Source organism: Aquabacter sp. (genome assembly GCF_965279295.1).
Lineage (GTDB): Bacteria > Pseudomonadota > Alphaproteobacteria > Rhizobiales > Xanthobacteraceae > Aquabacter.
In genome coordinates this window covers 541,206-558,529 of the sequence record NZ_CBDIHQ010000017.1, presented here as the reverse complement: position 1 = coordinate 558,529, position 17,324 = coordinate 541,206, and the positions used below count along the sequence as shown (strand labels likewise).

Annotated in this window: 15 protein-coding genes and 1 other RNA gene; 9 read left to right on the top strand and 7 right to left on the bottom strand. The window is 67.2% G+C overall.

The window, feature by feature from the left end; genetic code table 11:
- Positions 1-8: 8 nt before the first annotated feature.
- Positions 9-1,838, bottom strand: a complete 1,830-nt coding sequence (treZ, locus tag ADADO0_RS17160) for a malto-oligosyltrehalose trehalohydrolase (protein WP_511306401.1) — start codon at positions 1,836-1,838, stop codon at positions 9-11.
- A 178-nt stretch (positions 1,839-2,016) separates the two neighbouring features.
- Here treZ and ADADO0_RS17155 point away from each other — a divergent pair, with 178 nt between their 5' ends.
- Genes ADADO0_RS17155 through ADADO0_RS17145 form a run of 3 tightly spaced genes read left to right on the top strand, consistent with a single transcriptional unit; the run spans position 2,017 to position 6,575 of the window.
- Positions 2,017-3,495, top strand: a complete 1,479-nt coding sequence (locus ADADO0_RS17155; protein ID WP_511306400.1) for a pyridoxal phosphate-dependent decarboxylase family protein — start codon at positions 2,017-2,019, stop codon at positions 3,493-3,495.
- 17 nt (positions 3,496-3,512) lie between these two features.
- A complete protein-coding gene (locus tag ADADO0_RS17150; RefSeq protein ID WP_511306399.1) occupies positions 3,513-4,670 on the top strand; it encodes an acyltransferase family protein in 1,158 nt (385 codons plus the stop codon).
- 60 nt (positions 4,671-4,730) lie between these two features.
- Positions 4,731-6,575, top strand: a complete 1,845-nt coding sequence (locus ADADO0_RS17145) for an ABC-F family ATP-binding cassette domain-containing protein (RefSeq protein ID WP_511306398.1) — start codon at positions 4,731-4,733, stop codon at positions 6,573-6,575.
- Between the two features lie 278 nt (positions 6,576-6,853).
- Here ADADO0_RS17145 and ADADO0_RS17140 read toward each other — a convergent pair whose 3' ends face one another.
- The 4 genes from ADADO0_RS17140 to ADADO0_RS17125 all read right to left on the bottom strand — a co-directional run bounded on the left by ADADO0_RS17140 (position 6,854) and on the right by ADADO0_RS17125 (position 9,332).
- Positions 6,854-7,678 (bottom strand): TIGR00282 family metallophosphoesterase, encoded by an 825-nt coding sequence (locus ADADO0_RS17140; protein ID WP_511306397.1) that lies wholly within the window; start codon positions 7,676-7,678, stop codon positions 6,854-6,856.
- Between the two features lies 1 nt (position 7,679).
- Positions 7,680-8,285 carry a 5-formyltetrahydrofolate cyclo-ligase gene (locus tag ADADO0_RS17135; protein WP_511306396.1) on the bottom strand — a complete coding sequence of 202 codons (606 nt, stop codon included), beginning with the start codon at positions 8,283-8,285 and terminating at the stop codon, positions 7,680-7,682.
- A gap of 43 nt (positions 8,286-8,328) precedes the next feature.
- Positions 8,329-8,482, bottom strand: a non-coding RNA gene (ssrS, locus tag ADADO0_RS17130) — 6S RNA.
- An 85-nt stretch (positions 8,483-8,567) separates the two neighbouring features.
- Positions 8,568-9,332 (bottom strand): low affinity iron permease family protein, encoded by a 765-nt coding sequence (locus ADADO0_RS17125; RefSeq protein WP_511306395.1) that lies wholly within the window; start codon positions 9,330-9,332, stop codon positions 8,568-8,570.
- 79 nt (positions 9,333-9,411) lie between these two features.
- Between ADADO0_RS17125 and ADADO0_RS17120 the strand changes: the two genes are divergently transcribed.
- From ADADO0_RS17120 to guaA, 5 genes are all read left to right on the top strand, one after another.
- Positions 9,412-9,831, top strand: coding sequence for an MAPEG family protein (locus ADADO0_RS17120; protein ID WP_511306394.1), 420 nt, complete (start codon positions 9,412-9,414; stop codon positions 9,829-9,831).
- Positions 9,832-9,908: 77 nt separating this feature from the next.
- Positions 9,909-10,571: a 5'-methylthioadenosine/S-adenosylhomocysteine nucleosidase gene (locus tag ADADO0_RS17115; RefSeq protein WP_511306393.1), complete on the top strand. Its 663-nt coding sequence runs from the start codon at positions 9,909-9,911 to the stop codon at positions 10,569-10,571.
- Positions 10,568-11,872 (top strand): RsmB/NOP family class I SAM-dependent RNA methyltransferase, encoded by a 1,305-nt coding sequence (locus tag ADADO0_RS17110; RefSeq protein WP_511306392.1) that lies wholly within the window; start codon positions 10,568-10,570, stop codon positions 11,870-11,872. The genes ADADO0_RS17115 and ADADO0_RS17110 overlap by 4 nt, the downstream gene beginning before the upstream one ends.
- An 89-nt stretch (positions 11,873-11,961) precedes the next feature.
- Positions 11,962-12,180: a hypothetical protein gene (locus ADADO0_RS17105; protein ID WP_511306391.1), complete on the top strand. Its 219-nt coding sequence runs from the start codon at positions 11,962-11,964 to the stop codon at positions 12,178-12,180.
- A 115-nt stretch (positions 12,181-12,295) separates the two neighbouring features.
- Entirely contained in the window at positions 12,296-13,843 is a 1,548-nt protein-coding gene (gene guaA, locus ADADO0_RS17100; RefSeq protein WP_511306390.1) for a glutamine-hydrolyzing GMP synthase, read from the top strand.
- 138 nt (positions 13,844-13,981) lie between these two features.
- Here the strand turns inward: guaA and ADADO0_RS17095 are convergent, their stop codons facing one another.
- Positions 13,982-14,899, bottom strand: coding sequence for an NADP-dependent oxidoreductase (locus ADADO0_RS17095; protein ID WP_511306389.1), 918 nt, complete (start codon positions 14,897-14,899; stop codon positions 13,982-13,984).
- 98 nt (positions 14,900-14,997) lie between these two features.
- Here ADADO0_RS17095 and ADADO0_RS17090 point away from each other — a divergent pair, with 98 nt between their 5' ends.
- Entirely contained in the window at positions 14,998-15,756 is a 759-nt protein-coding gene (locus ADADO0_RS17090; protein WP_511306388.1) for an AraC family transcriptional regulator, read from the top strand.
- A 156-nt stretch (positions 15,757-15,912) separates the two neighbouring features.
- Here the strand turns inward: ADADO0_RS17090 and ADADO0_RS17085 are convergent, their stop codons facing one another.
- Positions 15,913-17,112 carry a DUF1963 domain-containing protein gene (locus ADADO0_RS17085; RefSeq protein ID WP_511306387.1) on the bottom strand — a complete coding sequence of 400 codons (1,200 nt, stop codon included), beginning with the start codon at positions 17,110-17,112 and terminating at the stop codon, positions 15,913-15,915.
- Positions 17,113-17,324 lie beyond the last annotated feature (212 nt).

Genomic DNA, 17,324 nt, shown 5'->3' with positions numbered 1-17,324 from the left:
CGCATCGGTCAGGGGAGGATCCAGCGCACCGACCAGGGGCCGGCGCGCGCGGCGGCCGTGTCGCCCGACATCTCGCCTTCCGACCAGATCACCCGCCCCGGCGGCAGCGGCAGGCCCGCAATATCGCTCGCGCTGAGATTGGCGCGCAGCGACAGGAGGGGGCGGTCGCCGTCGAACCAGTCCACCGCGACCCCGCCCGGCTCCATCGCGCGCCACACCCCGCCGCGCCTGATGAGCGGGGCCAGCGGCCAGATGTGGGCACGGCGCACCGAAATCGCCTGGCGATACCAGTCCAGCCACGCGCGGTGTTCCGGCTCATCCCGTGCGGCCCAGTCGAGCTTGGCGGATTGGAAGGTGGACACGGCCACCGGATCGGGAATGGTTTCCCGCACGAGCGGATCGGCGAACGCGGGAAAGCGCGCGAACTCGTCGCGGCGGCCCTGACGCACAGCCTCGGCGAGATCTCCGGTAAAGTCGCAGAAGAAGGGGAAGGGCTGGGCGCTGGCCCATTCCTCGCCCATGAACAGCATGGGAATCTGCGGCGAGAGCAGATAGATCGCCGCCGCCGCGCGCACCGCCGCCTGCGGCGCAGTGGCGGTGATGCGGTCGCCGAACGCGCGATTGCCGATCTGGTCGTGGTTCTGGAGGAAGGCGATGAAGGCGGTGGGCGGCAGGCTCGCGCTCGGCTCGCCGCGGGCGTGGCCGCGATAGCCCATCACCTCGCCCTGGAACGCGAACCCCTCGGCGATGGAGCGGGCGAGCAGGGTCGGCGCGCCGAGATAGTCTGTGTAATAGCCATCGCCCTCCCCGGTGACCGCGACATGCAGGGCGTGGTGCACGTCATCGTTCCACTGCGCCGTGAAGCCGCTCGCCGCCTCCTGGGACAGACGCCGCGCCTCGTTCTCCTCATTCTCGAGGATGAGATGGATATAGCGCCCCTTCTGCGCCGCCCGCACGCGGCGCGACAATTCGGAAATCAGATCCTCGCCGCTTTCGTCCTTGATGGCGTGGACGGCGTCGAGGCGCAGGCCATCCATATTGAATTCCTCGATCCAATAGAGCGCATTATGGATCATGAAGTCGCGCACCACGCTGCTGCCCTCGCCGTCGTAATTGATGGCGGCGCCCCACGGCGTTGCATGGCGATCGGTGAAGAAGCCGGGTGCATAGGCGCCGAGGTAATTCCCGTCCGGCCCGAAGTGGTTGTAGACCACGTCCAGCAGCACCATCAGCCCGCGCGCGTGGGCAGCGTCCACCAGGGCGCGCAGGTCGTCTGGCGGGCCGTAGGCGCCATCGGGCGCATAAAGCAGCACACCGTCGTATCCCCAGCTCCGCACGCCGGGAAAATCCGCCAGCGGCATCAGTTCGATCGCCGTCACGCCCAGGTCCACCAGCGCATCCAGCCGCGCGATTGCGGCGCGGAACGTGCCCTCGGTTGTGAAGGTGCCGACATGCAGTTCGTAGATGATCGCCTCGGCCCAGGGCCGGCCGGTCCACTGCGCGTCGCGCCAGGCATAGCGCGTGGGATCGACCACCTCGGACGGGCCGTGGCAATCCTCCGGCTGGTGGCGCGACGCCGGGTCCGGCACCATCAGGCCATCCTCCAGTTCGAAGGCATAGCGCGTGCCCGGCGGCACCCGCATCATGCAGCCGTGCCAGCCTTCGCCGCTCCGCTCCATGCCCACCACCACCCCATCCACATGCAGCCGCACCTGTTGCTGCGAGGGGGCATAGAACGAGAACCGCACCCCCTCCGGCGTGATCTGCGCGCCGAACGGCATGCGGTGTTGGCGCGCCGGCGGTGCGCCGGCGGGCAGACCGGTGGTTTCAAGCGTCATGAGAGCAGCCATTGATCCGATTTTGCCGTGGTGAAGGGGGCGATGGTTCGCGCGTCATCGACTGAACCCGGCATCGCAACGGCAGGTTCCGCCATTGCCGGCCCGTGTTGCCAGCCCGTGTTGCGCTTGGGCGTTGCCGCATCCACTATCCCACGCGGTGCGGATCGGGGGACCCTCCATGCGGCGCGACATCATCGGCAATGAACCGTCCTTGGACCCGGCGGACTGGGGCGCCTTGCGCGCCGTGTTCCAGACCGCCATGGAGGACGGCATCTCCCATCTGGAGGCGGCGCTGACGACGCCGGTGTGGACCGCCCCGCCGCAAGCCTCCATCGCCGCGCTGACCGAGCCGCTGCCGCAGGAGGGCATGGCGCTGGACGAAGTCTACGCCACCTTCAAGAGCCATATCCTGCCTTATGGAACGGGCAATGTGCATCCCGCCTTCTTCGGCTGGGTGCACGGCGGCGGCAACGTCCAGGGCGCGCTGGGCGAAATGCTCGCCGCCTTCATGAACTGCAACCTCGGTGGCCGGAACCACATCGCCAATCAGGTGGAGCGCCAGGTGATCGACTGGTGCAAGGAGATGGTGGGCTTCCCCGTCTCCGCCAGCGGCATCCTCACCAGCGGCACCTCGCTCGGCACGGTGATCGCCATGGCGGTGGCGCGCAATGTCATGGCGCAGGGCGATGTCGCCCGCGACGGGGTTGCGGCGGCCGGGCTCGGGCTGGTGGGCTATGCCTCCACCGAGGCGCATTCGTGCTTCGCCAAGGCGTTCGACATTCTCGGCCTCGGCCGTGCCAACGTGCGCATGGTGCCGGTGAACGGGGCGCGCGAGATCGATTGCGATGCGCTGGACGCGATGATCGCGGAAGATCGCGCCAAGGGCCTGAGGCCGTTCTGCGCGGTCGCCACCGCCGGCACCGTGAACACCGGCGCCATCGACGACATCGCCCGCGTCGGCGACATCTGCGCCAAGCACAAGCTGTGGTTCCATGTGGACGCCGCGTTCGGCGTCGGCGCGCTGCTCACGCAGGACCACCGCCACCGGGTGGACGCCATGAGCGGCGCGGATTCCACCGCCTTCGACTTCCACAAATGGTTTCAGGTGCCCTATGACGCCGGCATCGTGCTGATCCGGGACGCCAAGGCCCATCACGACGCCTTCGCCGCCCGCAAGGAATATCTCGCGCCCGCCGAGCGCGGTCTGGCCGGCGGCGAGCCCTGGTTCTGCGATTATGGCCCGGAACTCTCGCGCACCTTCCGGGCGCTGAAGGTGTGGTTCACCTTCAAGTCCCATGGCATCGCCGGGCTCTCCGCCATCATCGAGAAGAACTGCCGGCAGGCGCACGCCCTCGCCGAGCTTGTGGAGGCCAACGCCCCCCACCTGGAAATGCTGGCGCCGGTGAGCCTGAACGTGGTGTGCTTCCGCTATGTCCCCGAGGTCGGCGATGCCGGCTTCATCGACTGGATCAACAAGGAGATCGTCGCCGATCTTCAGGAACTGGGCATTTCCGCGCCCTCCACCACCACGCTCTCGGGCCGCACAGCGATCCGCGTGTGCCTCGTGAACCACCGCACCCGCACGCAGGATCTCGAACAATTGGTGGCCGCGACACTCGAACTCGGGAAGGTGCGGGAAGCGGCCAGCGCCGCCTGAGATCCCGCAGAAGCGCCATGGCGTCCGTATCCGCACGGGACGTAACCCCGAAAGCCGCTTCCGCAGGCGATCGCGTCGCCTGCCTCGACGGGCTGCGGGGCGTCGCGGCCGTCGGAGTGGTGGCGTTCCACTTCTTCTATGCCTTCGACCCCGCACCGTTCGCGGACAAGGCCCGCACCGGCTTCGGCATCATTGACCTGCCAGTGGCGGCGCTATGGAACGGGCGGTTCTCGGTGGCGGTGTTCTTCGTGCTCAGCGGCTTCGTGCTCGCCGCCTCCAGCCCGCGCACCCTGCGGGAGGCGCCGTTCATGATCGCGCTGCGCTATTTTCGGCTCGCGCTGCCGGCGGTCGCGAGTTCGGTGATCGCCTGGGCCTGGCTCACCGGCTTCCCCCACGCGGCGCATGAGGCGCAGGCGATCAGCGGCAGCCGCTGGTTCTACTGGACCTATCAGGCGCCGATCCCGCCGCTGTCGCAGGCCCTGTGGGAGGGCGCGGTCGGCGTGTTCGTGGAGGGCACCACCAAGTTCAACAATCCGTTGTGGACCATGCGAACCGAGTTCCTGGGCTCGGTGCTGATCTACGGCGCCTATGCGCTGATCGCGCCACGCTGGCGGGCGGGGGCGATGGTCGCGGGGCTGGTCGGTCTGGCAATCGCGCAGGAATACGGATTGGCGGCGTTCTGCGGCGGCGCCCTGGTGTTCGAGGCGCGGCACAGATTGGTGTCCCACACCGCCCTCGGTGCCGGCCTCTGTCTGCTGGGGTTGGTTCTCGGCGGCCCCTTTCCGGGCCATGTGCCGGGGCCGGGACTGGGCGATCTCATCCTCTCCCACCTCGGCACGGACGGCGTGCGGGAGGCGGGGGCGCTCTGTTTGATCGTGTCGATCCTCATGACGCAACAGCTTCGGCGCGCGTTCGCGCATCCGCTGCTGCTGCGGCTCGGCGAATTGTCCTTCCCACTCTATCTGGTGCATGTGCCGCTGATCTGCGCGCCCGTCTCCTGGCTGTTCGTGCATTTCGCGCCGCTGTCGCCAGCGAGCCTTGGCCTGCTGTTCCTGCTGCTGCTCGCGACGTCTCTGTTGCTGGCGGGTGTGTTCCTGGTGGCGGTGGAGCGGCCGGTGCTGGCGCTGCTGCGCACCGTGCGGACGCGCGGACGCGCCCGCCTCGCGGCACTTTGAGGCATTTCGCGGTGCACGCGCCCTTGCCCTTCGCCTTCGCGCCTGCGAGAAGGCCCCATCATGATCGTTCTCGACGATATTTCGCTCCGGCTTGCGGGGCGCCTTTTGCTGGATCACGCCTCGGTCGCCATCCCCGAGGGGGCGCGCGTGGGCGTGGTTGGGCGCAACGGCGCCGGCAAGACCACTCTGTTCAAGGCCATCATGGGCGAGTTGGAGCTGGAAAGCGGCTCCATCCGCCTGCCCAACCGCGCCCGCATCGGCCGGGTGGCGCAGGAGGCCCCGTCCGGCCCGGACAGCCTGCTGGAGCGTGTTCTCGCCGCCGATGAGGAGCGGGCCGCCCTGCTCATCGAGCGCGAGACCGCCACCGAGCCCATGCGGATCGCCGAGATCGAAATCCGCCTGGTTGATATCGACGCCCATTCGGCACCGTCCCGCGCCGCGCGCATTCTCGCCGGCCTCGGCTTCGATGAGGATGCCCAGGCGCGCGCCTGCTCGGAATTCTCCGGCGGCTGGCGCATGCGCGTCGCGCTGGCGGCGCTGCTGTTCACCGAGCCGGACCTGCTGCTGCTGGACGAGCCCACCAACTATCTCGACCTTGAAGGCACGCTCTGGCTTCAGGACTATCTCGCGAACTATCCGCGCACGGTCATCCTGATCAGCCATGATCGCGACCTGCTGGACACCAGCGTCGATCACATCCTGCATTTCTCCAACGGCAAGCTGGCGATCTATCGCGGCGGCTTCACCTCGTTCGACCGCCAGCGCCGCGAGCGCTTGCTGCTGGACCAGAAGCACCGCAAGAAGCAGGAAGCCGCCCGCGCCCACATGGAAGCCTTCGTCGCCCGCTTCAAGGCCAAGGCGTCCAAGGCCAAGCAGGCCCAGTCCCGCGTCAAGGCGCTGGCCCGCATGGAGCCGATCACCCCCGAGGTCGGCGAGCAGAGCGCCGCGATCTCGATCCGCCACCCCGAGAAGCTGCTGTCCCCGCCGATCATCGTGCTGGACCGGGTGGATGTCGGCTATGTCGAAGGCCAGCCGATCCTGCGCAATCTCGACCTGCGCATCGACGAGGACGACCGCATCGCTTTGCTGGGTCCGAACGGCAACGGCAAGTCCACGTTCGCCAAGCTGCTGGCCGACCGGCTTCAGCCCCAGCGCGGCAACATCGTGCGCGCTGACAAGCTTGAGGTCGCCTATCTCGCCCAGCATCAGCTGGACGAACTGGTGCCCGGCGACAGCCCGGCCCAGCATGTGCGCAAGCTGATGCCCGACGCCCCGGAAGCGCGGGTGCGCGCGCGGGCGGCGGAAATGGGCTTCTCCGGCCAATCGGCGGACACCAAGGTGTCGTCGCTCTCCGGTGGCGAGAAGGCGCGGCTGCTGCTCGGCCTCGCGGCCTTCAATGGTCCGCACATGCTGATCCTCGATGAGCCCACCAACCATCTGGATATTCAGGCGCGCGAAGCCCTCATCACTGCCATCAACGATTTTCCCGGAGCGGTGATCCTGGTGTCCCATGACCGCCATCTGCTGGAAGCCTGCGCGGAGCGGCTGTGGATGGTCGGCGGGGGCACGGTGAAGCCCTATGACGGCGACCTCGACCAATATCGCCGCGAAGTGCTCAGCCGCTCAGGCCGCATGACCGGCGAGGGCCGCAAGGACAAGGAAGAAGCCCCCGCGCAGGACAGCGCGGAGCCGCTGCGCAAGCGGCTGCGGGACATCGAGAGCCAGACCGCGAAGCTGGAAAAAGACATCGCCGCCATCGACAAGCGGCTCGCCGACCCGAAGATCGCGAAATTCCCCGCCGACGGTGTGCGCCTCACCAAACAGCGCGACGACGCGGTCGCGGCGCTTGCGAGGTGCGAGGAGGATTGGCTGGACGCGTCTACTGCGCTTGAGGCGGCGGAGTAGGCGGGGGGAATAGGCGGGCGGGTCTGCGGCTTTCGCCGCCAATCGCAAAGGATTGCCGCATCTCCGATTGCTCCCTCCCCTCTCCACTTGGCTCCCTCCCCCCTTGAGGGGGAGGGTTGGGGTGGGGGGTACGGCGCCGCTTGGCGGGGCATCGGCGGAGAAGAGAGCGGTTTACCGCTCGGATTCTTCTATCCCAGCATTAGCTCCGAATGGAAAGATACCCCCCACCCCAGCCCTCCCCCTCAAGGGGGGAGGGGGCCGATAGCAAGGGGGAAAGCCTACCCCTCCCAGAACTCCGGCCGTGCCTCCGAAAGCGCACCACCCAACCGCACCGGCGCCACCTTGAGGGCGAGCCCGGTCTTGTCGCAGCTTTCCACCGCAAGGCCGGAGAGGCTCGCCGGCCCGGACGCCGGCTCGAACCGGCCGGCGCCGATCTTGCGGGTGAAGCGGCGCAGCGGCTCCTCCTTGTCCATACCGATCACGCCGTCATAGCTGCCGCACATGCCGACATCGGTCATGAAGGCGGTGCCGCCGGCGAGGATGCGGTGGTCGGCGGTGGGCACATGGGTGTGGGTGCCGACAACGAGGGTGGCGCGGCCGTCGCAATAATGGCCAAACGCCTGTTTCTCGCTGGTGGTCTCGGCGTGGAAATCCACCACCGCCGCATCCACATGGGCGCCCATCTCGACCCCGCCGAGCAGCTTGTCGAGCGCGGCGAAGGGATCGTCCATGGGATCCATGAATGTGCGGCCCATGATGTTGGCCACCAGCACCCGCGCGCCGTTCTTGGCCTCCACCAGCGCCGCGCCGCGTCCAGGCGTGCCGGGGGGATAATTGGCCGGGCGCACCAGGCGCTCGGCCCGCTCGATGAACACCAGGGCCTCGCGTTGGTCGAAGGCGTGGTTTCCAAGCGTCACGGCATCGGCCCCGGCGGAGATGAAATCCTCATAGATCGCTTCCGTGATGCCGAAGCCGCCGGCGGCATTCTCGCCGTTCACGATCACCAGATCGAGCCGCCAGCGGGTGATCAGCCCCGGCAGGTGTGCCAGCACGATGTCCCGGCCCGAGCGGCCAACCACGTCACCAAGAAACAAGATCCGCATGCTACCCGCCGCAGGAATAGGCCCCTGCCTCCGTTATCATCCCCTCCACCCTCTCGTCATGCGCTTCGATGGGAACTTCGCCGACTTCCTGACAGGCGAAAGCATAGCCGAACGCGCGCACCGGCCCCTCCGCGCGCAACATCGCAAGGGTGCGGTCGTAATGGCCGGCGCCATAGCCGATGCGATAGCCGCGCCGATCGAACGCCGCCAGGGGGACGATGAGGTCCTGGGGAATGATTTGCGGAGACGAGGGAAGCGGGGTGGGAATGCGGTAGGCGCCGACCAATTCCAGCACGTCGCCGGGGCGCCAGAGGCGGAACAGGAGGGGCAGGTCGCGCGCGACCACCACCGGCAGCGCCACGCTGGCGCCGGCCTCCCACAGCATGGCCGCAAGCGGGGCGGTATCGATCTCGTCGCGGAACGGGGCGAACAGCGACACCACGCGGCCCGTGACGGGCCCCAGCAGCAAAGGCGCCTGCTGGGCGGCGGCGGAAGAGGCCGCGATGCGCGCTTCGCCGCCCATCGCGGCACGCCGCGCCAGCGCCTCACGGCGCAGGGCGGCCTTGAGACCCGGCAGATCTTTGGGATCGATTGGAGCGATCGGCATACCAAAGCCGGAGCCGGCGTGATCGCCGAAAGGAAAATGAAGGAGCGGAGCCGCAAAACCGTCGGAGTGCGATCCCGGGAAACCTACAGAGTAGGTGGGCGCCGTGTGATCAAGCCCAGGGGCAAGACCAGGTACAGCTCCCTAAGGATCGTTAAGGCCCCGGGGAAAAAGTCTCCTAACGCGCCCCGCAGCCCCGCTTCGCCTCTAATGTAGGGCCGGATCGCGCGTTGCGCCAGAGGGATACGCAGCAGAAGGCGCGCGACGTGACGCTGGCGCTCCTCATCACCCGGTTTTCGTCATCCCACCTTGTTCCGGCAGCACCGCGCGTGCCGCGGGCGCTATCTTTCGCTTGCGCGCCGCGGGCGCCAAGGCGGCGACGGGGGTGGGCTGCGTTTCCTCCACCTTCCCGGCATCCGTCTGGGTGACATCCATTTCGGCTGGGCTCGATTTGGGACCATCCAACTCAGCGTCCGCTTTGGCGGTCGCCCGCTTGCGCGCGGGTTTCGCTGCGGTGACCGCCTTCACGGCCGCATCCGCCACGGTGCGCACGATGCTCGCCTGCTCGACGGTCTCGACCGGCGTGCACACCTCGCCGATGGTGCGCTCCGGCGCCAGCCCGGCCGAGCCCTCGCCGATTTCGCCGCGCGCCACATCCGCCATGCGCGCATAGTCCGCGCGCAGACGGTCCAGCATGTCCTCGTCCAGATCCTCAAGGTCGAGCAGGGCGTTGCGCGGCCCCTCGGTGCGGGCGATCAGTTCGTCCAGCTTGATCTGAAGCGCGGCGGTGTCGCGGTTCTGGCTGTTCTGGATCAGGAACACCATCAGGAAGGTGATGATGGTGGTGGAGGTGTTGATGATGAGCTGCCACGTATCGTTGAAATCGAACAGCGGCCCGGTCGCGCCCCAGATGATAATCACCAGGATCGCGCCGACGAACGTCACCGGCTTGCCGGCATAGCGCGACACCTGCTGCGACACCCGCGTAAAGAACGGCCGATGCGCGTGCCCGTGAGACGGGGACGGCAGCTTCTGATCGATGTTCGACATGTGAAAAGCTCCTAAACAGGCGTGGAACGTGTGGCCGCGCTCGAGGTTCCTTCACGCGTGTCCAAGCTGGAGCTTTCCCATGACCGTCGCAATGATCCTCCTGCCCCTGTTCGTCCAGGTGGCCCTGATATTCGTTTTGCTGTTCGCCCTCGGCCCCATGCGCTACCGCGCGATCAACGCCGGAGCGGCGCCCGCTGCTGTGGCGCTGGACCGTGACGCCTATCCGCCGCGCTGCCGGCAGTTCGCCAATGCGTTCAGCAACCAGTTCGAGCTTCCGGTGCTGTATTTCGTGCTGACCGTGCTCGCCCTGTTCACCCGCAAGGCGGATGTGGTGTTCGTGATCCTCGCCTGGGTGTTCGTGATTTCGCGCATCGTCCATGCCGGAGTGTTCGTGACCTCCAACAGCCTGGGCCTGCGGTTCGCGGCCTATGCCATCGGCGCCATCGCGCTGGTGGTGATGTGGGTGCTGTTCGCCCTGTCGATCCTCCTCAACATCTAAGGCGGAAGCGAAGCCGGCATTGACACGGCGCGTCCCGCGTCAGAGGAGTGCGGCCGCAATGCTTTGGATGACGCGCAATGGATGATCCACGCCGCAACGTCCGCGTCATCGGCGGGGCGAGGGTCCTGTTCGTGATGGCGACGGCGATGGAATACGGGCCGCACCTTCAGGCGCGCATCGATCCGCTGATCACTGGGGTCGGCCCGGTGGAGGCGGCGGCGGGCACCTCCGCCGCCCTCGCCCATCTTACCCATCACGATGCCGCGCCGGACCTCGTTTTCACGCTCGGCTCGGCCGGCTCGCGCGTGCTCGACCACGCCGGCATCTACCAGGTGGCGAGCGTGTCCTATCGCGACATGGACGCCTCGCCGCTCGGTTTCGAGAAGGGCCGCACGCCGTTCCTCGACCACCCTTCCGTCATCCCCCTGCCCTTTCGCATCGCTGGCATTGAAGCCGCCTCGCTCTCCACCGGGGGCGCGATCGTCTCCGGCGCGGCCTATGATTCCATCACCGACGAGATGGTGGACATGGAATCCTTCGCCGTACTGCGCGCCGCCCACCGCTTCGGCGTGGAGATGATCGGCCTGCGCGGCATCACCGACGGTCGCACGGAGCTGTCCCGCTACGAGGATTGGTCCGACTATCTCCACATCATCGACGAGAAGCTCGCCGCGGCGCTGGACGCCTTCGCCGCCCAGGTGGCAGACGGCAGCCTCGAACTCCCCAGGTCCCCATCATGACGCCCTCCGCGCGCCTTTCCGCCGCCATCGAAATCCTCGCCGACATCGCGGCGCGCCGCCGGCCCGCCGGTGATTGCCTGCGCGAATGGGGCCTCTCCCACCGCTTCGCCGGCTCGGGCGACCGCGCCGCGCTGGCCGGCATCGTCTTCGACACGCTGCGCCGCCGCGCCTCCGCCGCCCATGTCATGGGCTCGGACGAGCCGCGCGCGCTGGTGCTGGGCATGCTGGCGGTGATGCGCAATCTCGACCTGCCGGCCATCGAGCGGATGTGCGACGGCTCCCGCTTCGCCCCCGCCCCGCTGAGCGCGGAGGAGCGCGCGCGCCTCGCCGATCCGAGCCTTGAGACCGCCGCCCCCTGGGTAAAAGGCGACTACCAGCAATGGCTCGACCCGCATCTGGCGCGGACCTTCGGCGAGGACCGTGTCGACGAGGGCCGCGCGCTCGCCTCCCGCGCGCCGCTGGACCTGCGCGTCAACACCCTGCTCTCGACGCCGGAAGCCGTGCTTCAGGATCTCGCGCATCTCAATCCCGCGCCGGGCGTCTGGTCGCCGCTCGCGCTGCGCATTCGCCTCGACGCCGAGGGCAAAGCGCCGCCGCTGACCTCCGAGGGAGCGTTCGTGAAGGGCGGCGTCGAGGTGCAGGACGAAGGCTCGCAGATCGCCGCCATCCTCGCCGCGCCGATCCCCGGCTCGCAGGTTCTGGACCTGTGCGCCGGTGCCGGCGGCAAGACGCTGGAACTGGCAGCGCTCATGGACAACAAGGGGCAGCTCTATGCCCATGACGACGACATCCGCCGCCTGAAGCCGATCCACGAGCGCCTCGCCCGCGCCGGTGTCCGCAACGTGCAGGTGCGCGCCCCGCGCGGCGCGATGGACGTGTTGTCCGATCTCGAAGGGCAGATGGACCTCGTGCTGGTGGACGCCCCCTGCACCGGCAGCGGCACCTGGCGCCGCAACCCCGACGCCAAATGGCGCGTGCGGCCCGGCGCCCTGGCGGAGCGCACCGCCGACCAGGCCAAGATCCTCGACACAGCCGCCCGCTATGTGAAGCCCGGCGGACGCATCACCTATGTCACCTGCTCCCTGCTGGACGACGAGAACGGCGCACAGGTCCGCGGCTTCCTGGAGCGGCACCCGGATTTCGCTGTCGTGCCTGCGGTCGAGAGCGTGCTGGCCCTCGGCAGCCGAGGGCTTGCGCTAAAGGACGCCGCGCTGGTAAGCCCGGAAGGCATCCTCATGACGCCGCGCCGCAGCGACACGGACGGGTTCTTTGTCAGCGTGCTGAAGCGCGCCGCTTCCTAGCCTCTCATGATACCACCAAATGGAACGGTTTCCACCTCAAGCGCGTCCATAGCGCGAAGGGCCGAGGCCCTGCACCAAGGAACACGCTCATGATCGTCCGCCTGCTTCTCCTGATCGTCGTCGTCGTAGGGGGCTATTGGGCCTATTACGTCTTCGCCTCCGGCTCGCCGTACGACCAGATCGGGGTGGCCATCAATTCCCGCCTGCCCGCGGATGCCCGAGCCTATGGCTGCGCGGAATTGAAGAAGCGTCACGCGTCCGCCAACCCTGCGCCGCAGGGCTGCGAGGGATACTGGAAGGCCCCCTGACCACGGGCCCTTCGCGGTTCGCATGGGAGAGCTGCGCGGTTCCTGCGCGCCTTTGCTTTTGGAATCGCTCCTTTGCCGCTAAAGGAGGGGCCACCGCCCCACCGGAAGCCGCGCCATGCAAGACACCGTCCTCATCATCGACTTCGGCAGCCAGGTGACGCAGCTCATCGCACGCCGCGTGCGCGAGGAAGGCGTCTATTCCGAAGTGGTGCCGTTCCAGAAATCCGCCGAAGCCTTCGCCCGGCTGAAGCCCAAGGCGGTGATCCTATCCGGCGGCCCGGCCTCGGTGATGGAGGGCGAAAGCCCGCGCGCGCCGCAGGAAATCTTCGAGGCCGCCATTCCGGTGCTCGGCATTTGCTATGGCGAGCAGACCATGGCCGCCCAGCTCGGCGGCAAGGTGGAGGGCGGGCACCACCGCGAGTTCGGCCGCGCCGAAGTGGAAGTGAAGACCACCAGCCCCCTGTTCGAGGGCGTCTGGCAGCCGGGGCAGCGGTATCTCGTGTGGATGAGCCACGGCGACCGCGTAACGGCGCTGCCGCAGGGGTTCGAGGCCATCGCCACCTCCGACAACGCGCCGTTCGCCGCGATCGCGGACGAGGCCCGCAACTATTACGCGGTGCAGTTCCACCCCGAGGTGGTGCACACGCCGGACGGCGCCAAGCTGCTGCGGAATTTCGTGCGGCGCATCGCCGGCCTGCAAGGCACCTGGACCATGGGGGCCTTCAAGGAGGCCGCCATGGAGAAAATCCGCGCCCAGGTCGGCACCGGCCGGGTGATCTGCGGCCTCTCCGGCGGCGTGGATTCGGCGGTGGCGGCGGTGCTGATCCACGAGGCGATCGGCGACCAACTCACCTGCGTGTTCGTGGACCACGGCCTGATGCGCCTGGGCGAAGCCGAGCAGGTGGTCTCGCTGTTCCGCAACACCTACAACATCCCCCTGGTGCACGTCGACGCCTCCGAGCTGTTCCTCGGCGAACTCAAGGGCATCAGCGACCCCGAGGCCAAGCGCAAGACCATCGGCAGGCTGTTCATCGACGTGTTCGATGCCGAGGCGAAGAAGGTCGGCGGGGCGGACTTCCTCGCCCAGGGCACGCTCTATCCCGACGTGATCGAGAGCGTCTCCTTCACCGGCGGCCCCTCTGTCACCATCAAGAGCCACCACAATGTGGGCGGCCTGCCCGAGCGCATGAACATGAAGCTGGTGGAACCGCTGCGCGACCTGTTCAAGGACGAGGTGCGCGTGCTCGGCCGGGAACTCGGCCTGCCGGAGAGCTTCGTCGGCCGCCACCCCTTCCCCGGCCCGGGCCTCGCCATCCGCTGCCCCGGCGAGATCACCGAGGAGAAGCTGGACATCCTGCGCCGCGCCGATGCCATCTATCTCGAGGAAATCCGCGCCGCCGGCCTCTACGACATCATCTGGCAGGCGTTCGCCGTGCTGCTGCCGGTGCGCACGGTCGGGGTGATGGGCGATGGACGCACCTACGACAACGTCCTCGCCCTGCGCGCAGTGACCTCGGTGGACGGCATGACCGCCGATTTCTACCCCTTCGACATGAACTTCCTCGGCCGCGCCGCCACCCGCATCATCAACGAAGTCCGCGGCATCAACCGCGTGGTCTACGACGTCACCAGCAAGCCGCCGGGGACGATCGAGTGGGAATGACGGGGCGTCGGTTTGATGCTGCGGGAGATAGATGCCGTATGACTTCCGCAGATGGGACTTTGCGGCCACGCCTGCGGCAGGGGACGAACGGCAGCCTCTGACAGAAGCCGATGTTCGCGATCGGGACACGAACGCCAGCTACGCGGCAATCTGCAGGACGATCTTACCGCGCGTGTGCCCAGCCTCCGAAAGGGCGAGCGCCTCTTTGATTTGCGTGAGCGGCAGCACCTTGGCGATATGCGCGGCGAGTTCGCCGGCTTCCACCATCGCCCGCAGGAGCGCGAGTTCGCCTGCGTCGGGCTTGCAATACACCCGCGCCACACCGACGCCGTGTCGCTGCGCTTCGTCGGTCGGAAACGCGACCGACGTCACCACGAACCCGCCCTTCTTCACAGTGCGAAAAGCCCGCTCGAACGTGTCGCCGCCGACCGTGTCGAAGACGACGTCCATGTCGCTCGCCACCTGCTCGAAGGATTGCGTGGTGTAGTCGATAAATTCGTCCGCGCCCAAGCTGCGGACGAAAGCCTCATTGCGTCCGGATGCCATGGCGGTGACGTGAACGCCCTTCGCCTTGGCGATCTGCACTGCCAGCGAGCCGACCCCGCCCGAGGCGCTGGTGATGAGCAGGCGCTGGCCGCTGACCAGGCCGGCTAAGTCAAACATCGCCTGCCACGCGGTCAGACCCCCGAGCGGGATCGCCGCGGCGTGGAGGAAATCGAGATTGGCGGGCTTGCGCGTCAGGTGTGCCGCCGTGGCGAGCGCATATTCGGCAAATGCGCCGCTTGGGATAATCCCGTAGATCGCGTCGCCCTTCGAAAGATGCGCGACGCCGTCGCCCAGCGCCTCGACGGTGCCGCTGATCTCCCCTCCCAGGTGCACGGGCAGGGTCATTCCCATGCGCTGGCCCATGCCACTACGAATCTTCCAGTCGACCGGGTTCACCCCGGCCGCCGCGACCTTGATGAGCACCTCGCCGGCCTTGGGTTCCGGCGTGTCGATATCGGTGTATCGCACCACGTCGTTGCTGCCGTACTCATGGATGATTGCCGCCTTCATAGCGCGCCTGCTTTCTGGTTGTTGATCAATACGAACCTCCATATACCCCCGCAGGTTTACGATGTAATGCCAATCGGCATCGCGCAGAGGCCACTTCCATGGACCAGCCCTTCTCAATCAGTCGCGGCATTAAACGGCGCGCCGCGGGCCTGCCGCCGCATGCGCATACGGCGGCGCAGCTGACCTTCGCCGCCTCCGGCATCGTCCAGGTCCACACGCCGGAGGGACGCTGGCTGGTGCCGCCGCAGCTGGCCGTCTGGATTCCGGAAGGCGTCTTGCACCATGTCGAGGTGCTGACCGATGCCGAGCTGTGGATGGTGCACTGGCAGCCCCGGACGGTGCGTGCGTGGGGACCGGACCTGCTTCCGGACCGAGCCTTCGCTCTGCGCGTCACCCCGCTGCTGCAGTCTCTGCTGAACGCGACCTTCGTCGCCGATATCGGCACGCACAAGGCCGAGCTGATCGCCAGGCTGATACTGCACGATCTCACCGAAACGGCCCACGCGCCGACGTTTCTTCCGCTGCCGACGACTCCCGCAGGACGGCGCGTAGCCGACTTGGCGCTGGACGATCCTCGCATCGAATTGAGTATCGAGGCGCTCGCATCGCGCGCCGCGACGAGCATCCGTACCGTGAGCCGCGTGTTCCGGGCAGAAACCGGAATGACGTTCAAGGCGTGGCGCCAGCGCGCGCGCATCGTCCACGCAATGGATCGACTTGCCAGAGGGGAGTCGATCGCGCGCGTGTCTACGAACTGCGGCTTTTCCAGCACGGCTGCATTCTCGTGCGCATTCCGGCAGGTGACTGCAATGACTCCAACCCGATTTTTGGCCCGAGCGGACCAACCTTCGGTATAGCCATGACAGCTCTACCAATTGCCGCGGCGCCCACACCAGACCGTCGACATTTCGAACCGGCTTTGCTGCGAGAAACGGGGCATGCGTCGTCACCGGGGCGACAGCCCCTAAGCTGTTTCGGGCTCGGCCCAGGGTCGAACCGAGCCTCCGGCGCCTCTACGTGCACTGCGTGACCATCTCCACCTCGTCGAAGCGGCGGCCAGCGAGGGCGTCGGCTTCGATCATGAAATAGATCATGCCGCCGGGTCCCAGGTCGTTCCACTCTGCCCCGTCGTGATAGGTGCCGATCTGGAGCAGGATTTCGCTCGGTGTCTCTCCAGCCGCCGCGTCGCCCCACCAGTCGTCCTGGATCATGTCGGCCCAGCCCAGCATGTGGGTCGCGTAGTCGTCGTCGTCGGGCAAGGGCGCGCCGCCGTTTCGCATCTCGCGGCGCAGCTTTGCGTAGAGCATCTCTTCCTCGGCGCTTAGGCCAAGCGCCTCGAACGTGCTGCTTTTGAGGTCGGGCAGATCCATCGTGGCGATGAACTCCAAGCCGCAGTGCGCCACCACGACAAAGTCCTCGATGGGCGCGCGCCGGGTTTTGAGCCCTGTGTCATCAGCGAGATGAAACACCACGCCACCGCCCATCGGCCCTGCCCCGCAGAGATCGTCGGGATGGCCGAAAAACAGCAGCGCCCCGGTCTCGGGCAGCGCCGTCTCTCCCACCGCCGCGTGAACCTCGGCGCAGTCGATCCGGGCGAGGAACAGCAGAGGTTCGTCCTCGGACGTCGGCCATTTCATGCCGCGCGGCAGCCGGGGCATTCCACCGAGAGATGAGGCTTGGGTGTCGCGGCGCGCCTTCACCGGCCACAAACGTATCGCGGGTTTCAGGAGCGCGGCCAGACTGTCGCCGCGCGCGCCGGGAAACCGGGCCGTGACAAGCTGAAGCGCCTCCGCTCGGCTGTATACCTTTGGCGCGGGGAGAAAGGGCAGAACCTTCTTCTTCACCTCAGCTTGAACGGGCCGTGCCCAGGCCATTCGGCTTCGGTCTTCAAGCCACAAGGCAGCGCTTTGGCCGAGCTTGTCGGTCCGCGTTGCAAGCTGAAGGACGGCGCGCTTCGCTTCCGCGACCATGTACCCGTCCCAGCTGCATCGGTGAGCTGTGGTCATCCTCACATGCGGGTCGGGGTGAGTAAGCAATTGCAGCGTCAGCTCCTCCCGCGCCGGGTTCTGCACGATTTTATCCAGCTGATCCTGCTGCTGCTTGAAGAGGCGATTGTAGCGGCTGACTTGAGAGGAATCGGTCAACTGCATGTCGTTTTCAATCGCGGCGATCTTCGCGACGATGGCATGTCGCGCGGTCGGTTCCGAAGTCATGGTGGCGCCCTCGATAGTGCCAGTTCTTTCACCAAGTGAGGCCGCGCTCGCCGAAATTCCCGCCATGCGCGAGAATTCCTCAACTGCCCCTACTCAAATGTTCCTTATATGTTCCATTTCTGTCAATCGCTAAGATGACGCTTCGTCATGATTTTTTTCCGGCGCGGCAACGCGCGGAGCCTGGCGCCGACGCCGCCCGCACATTCGCGTCA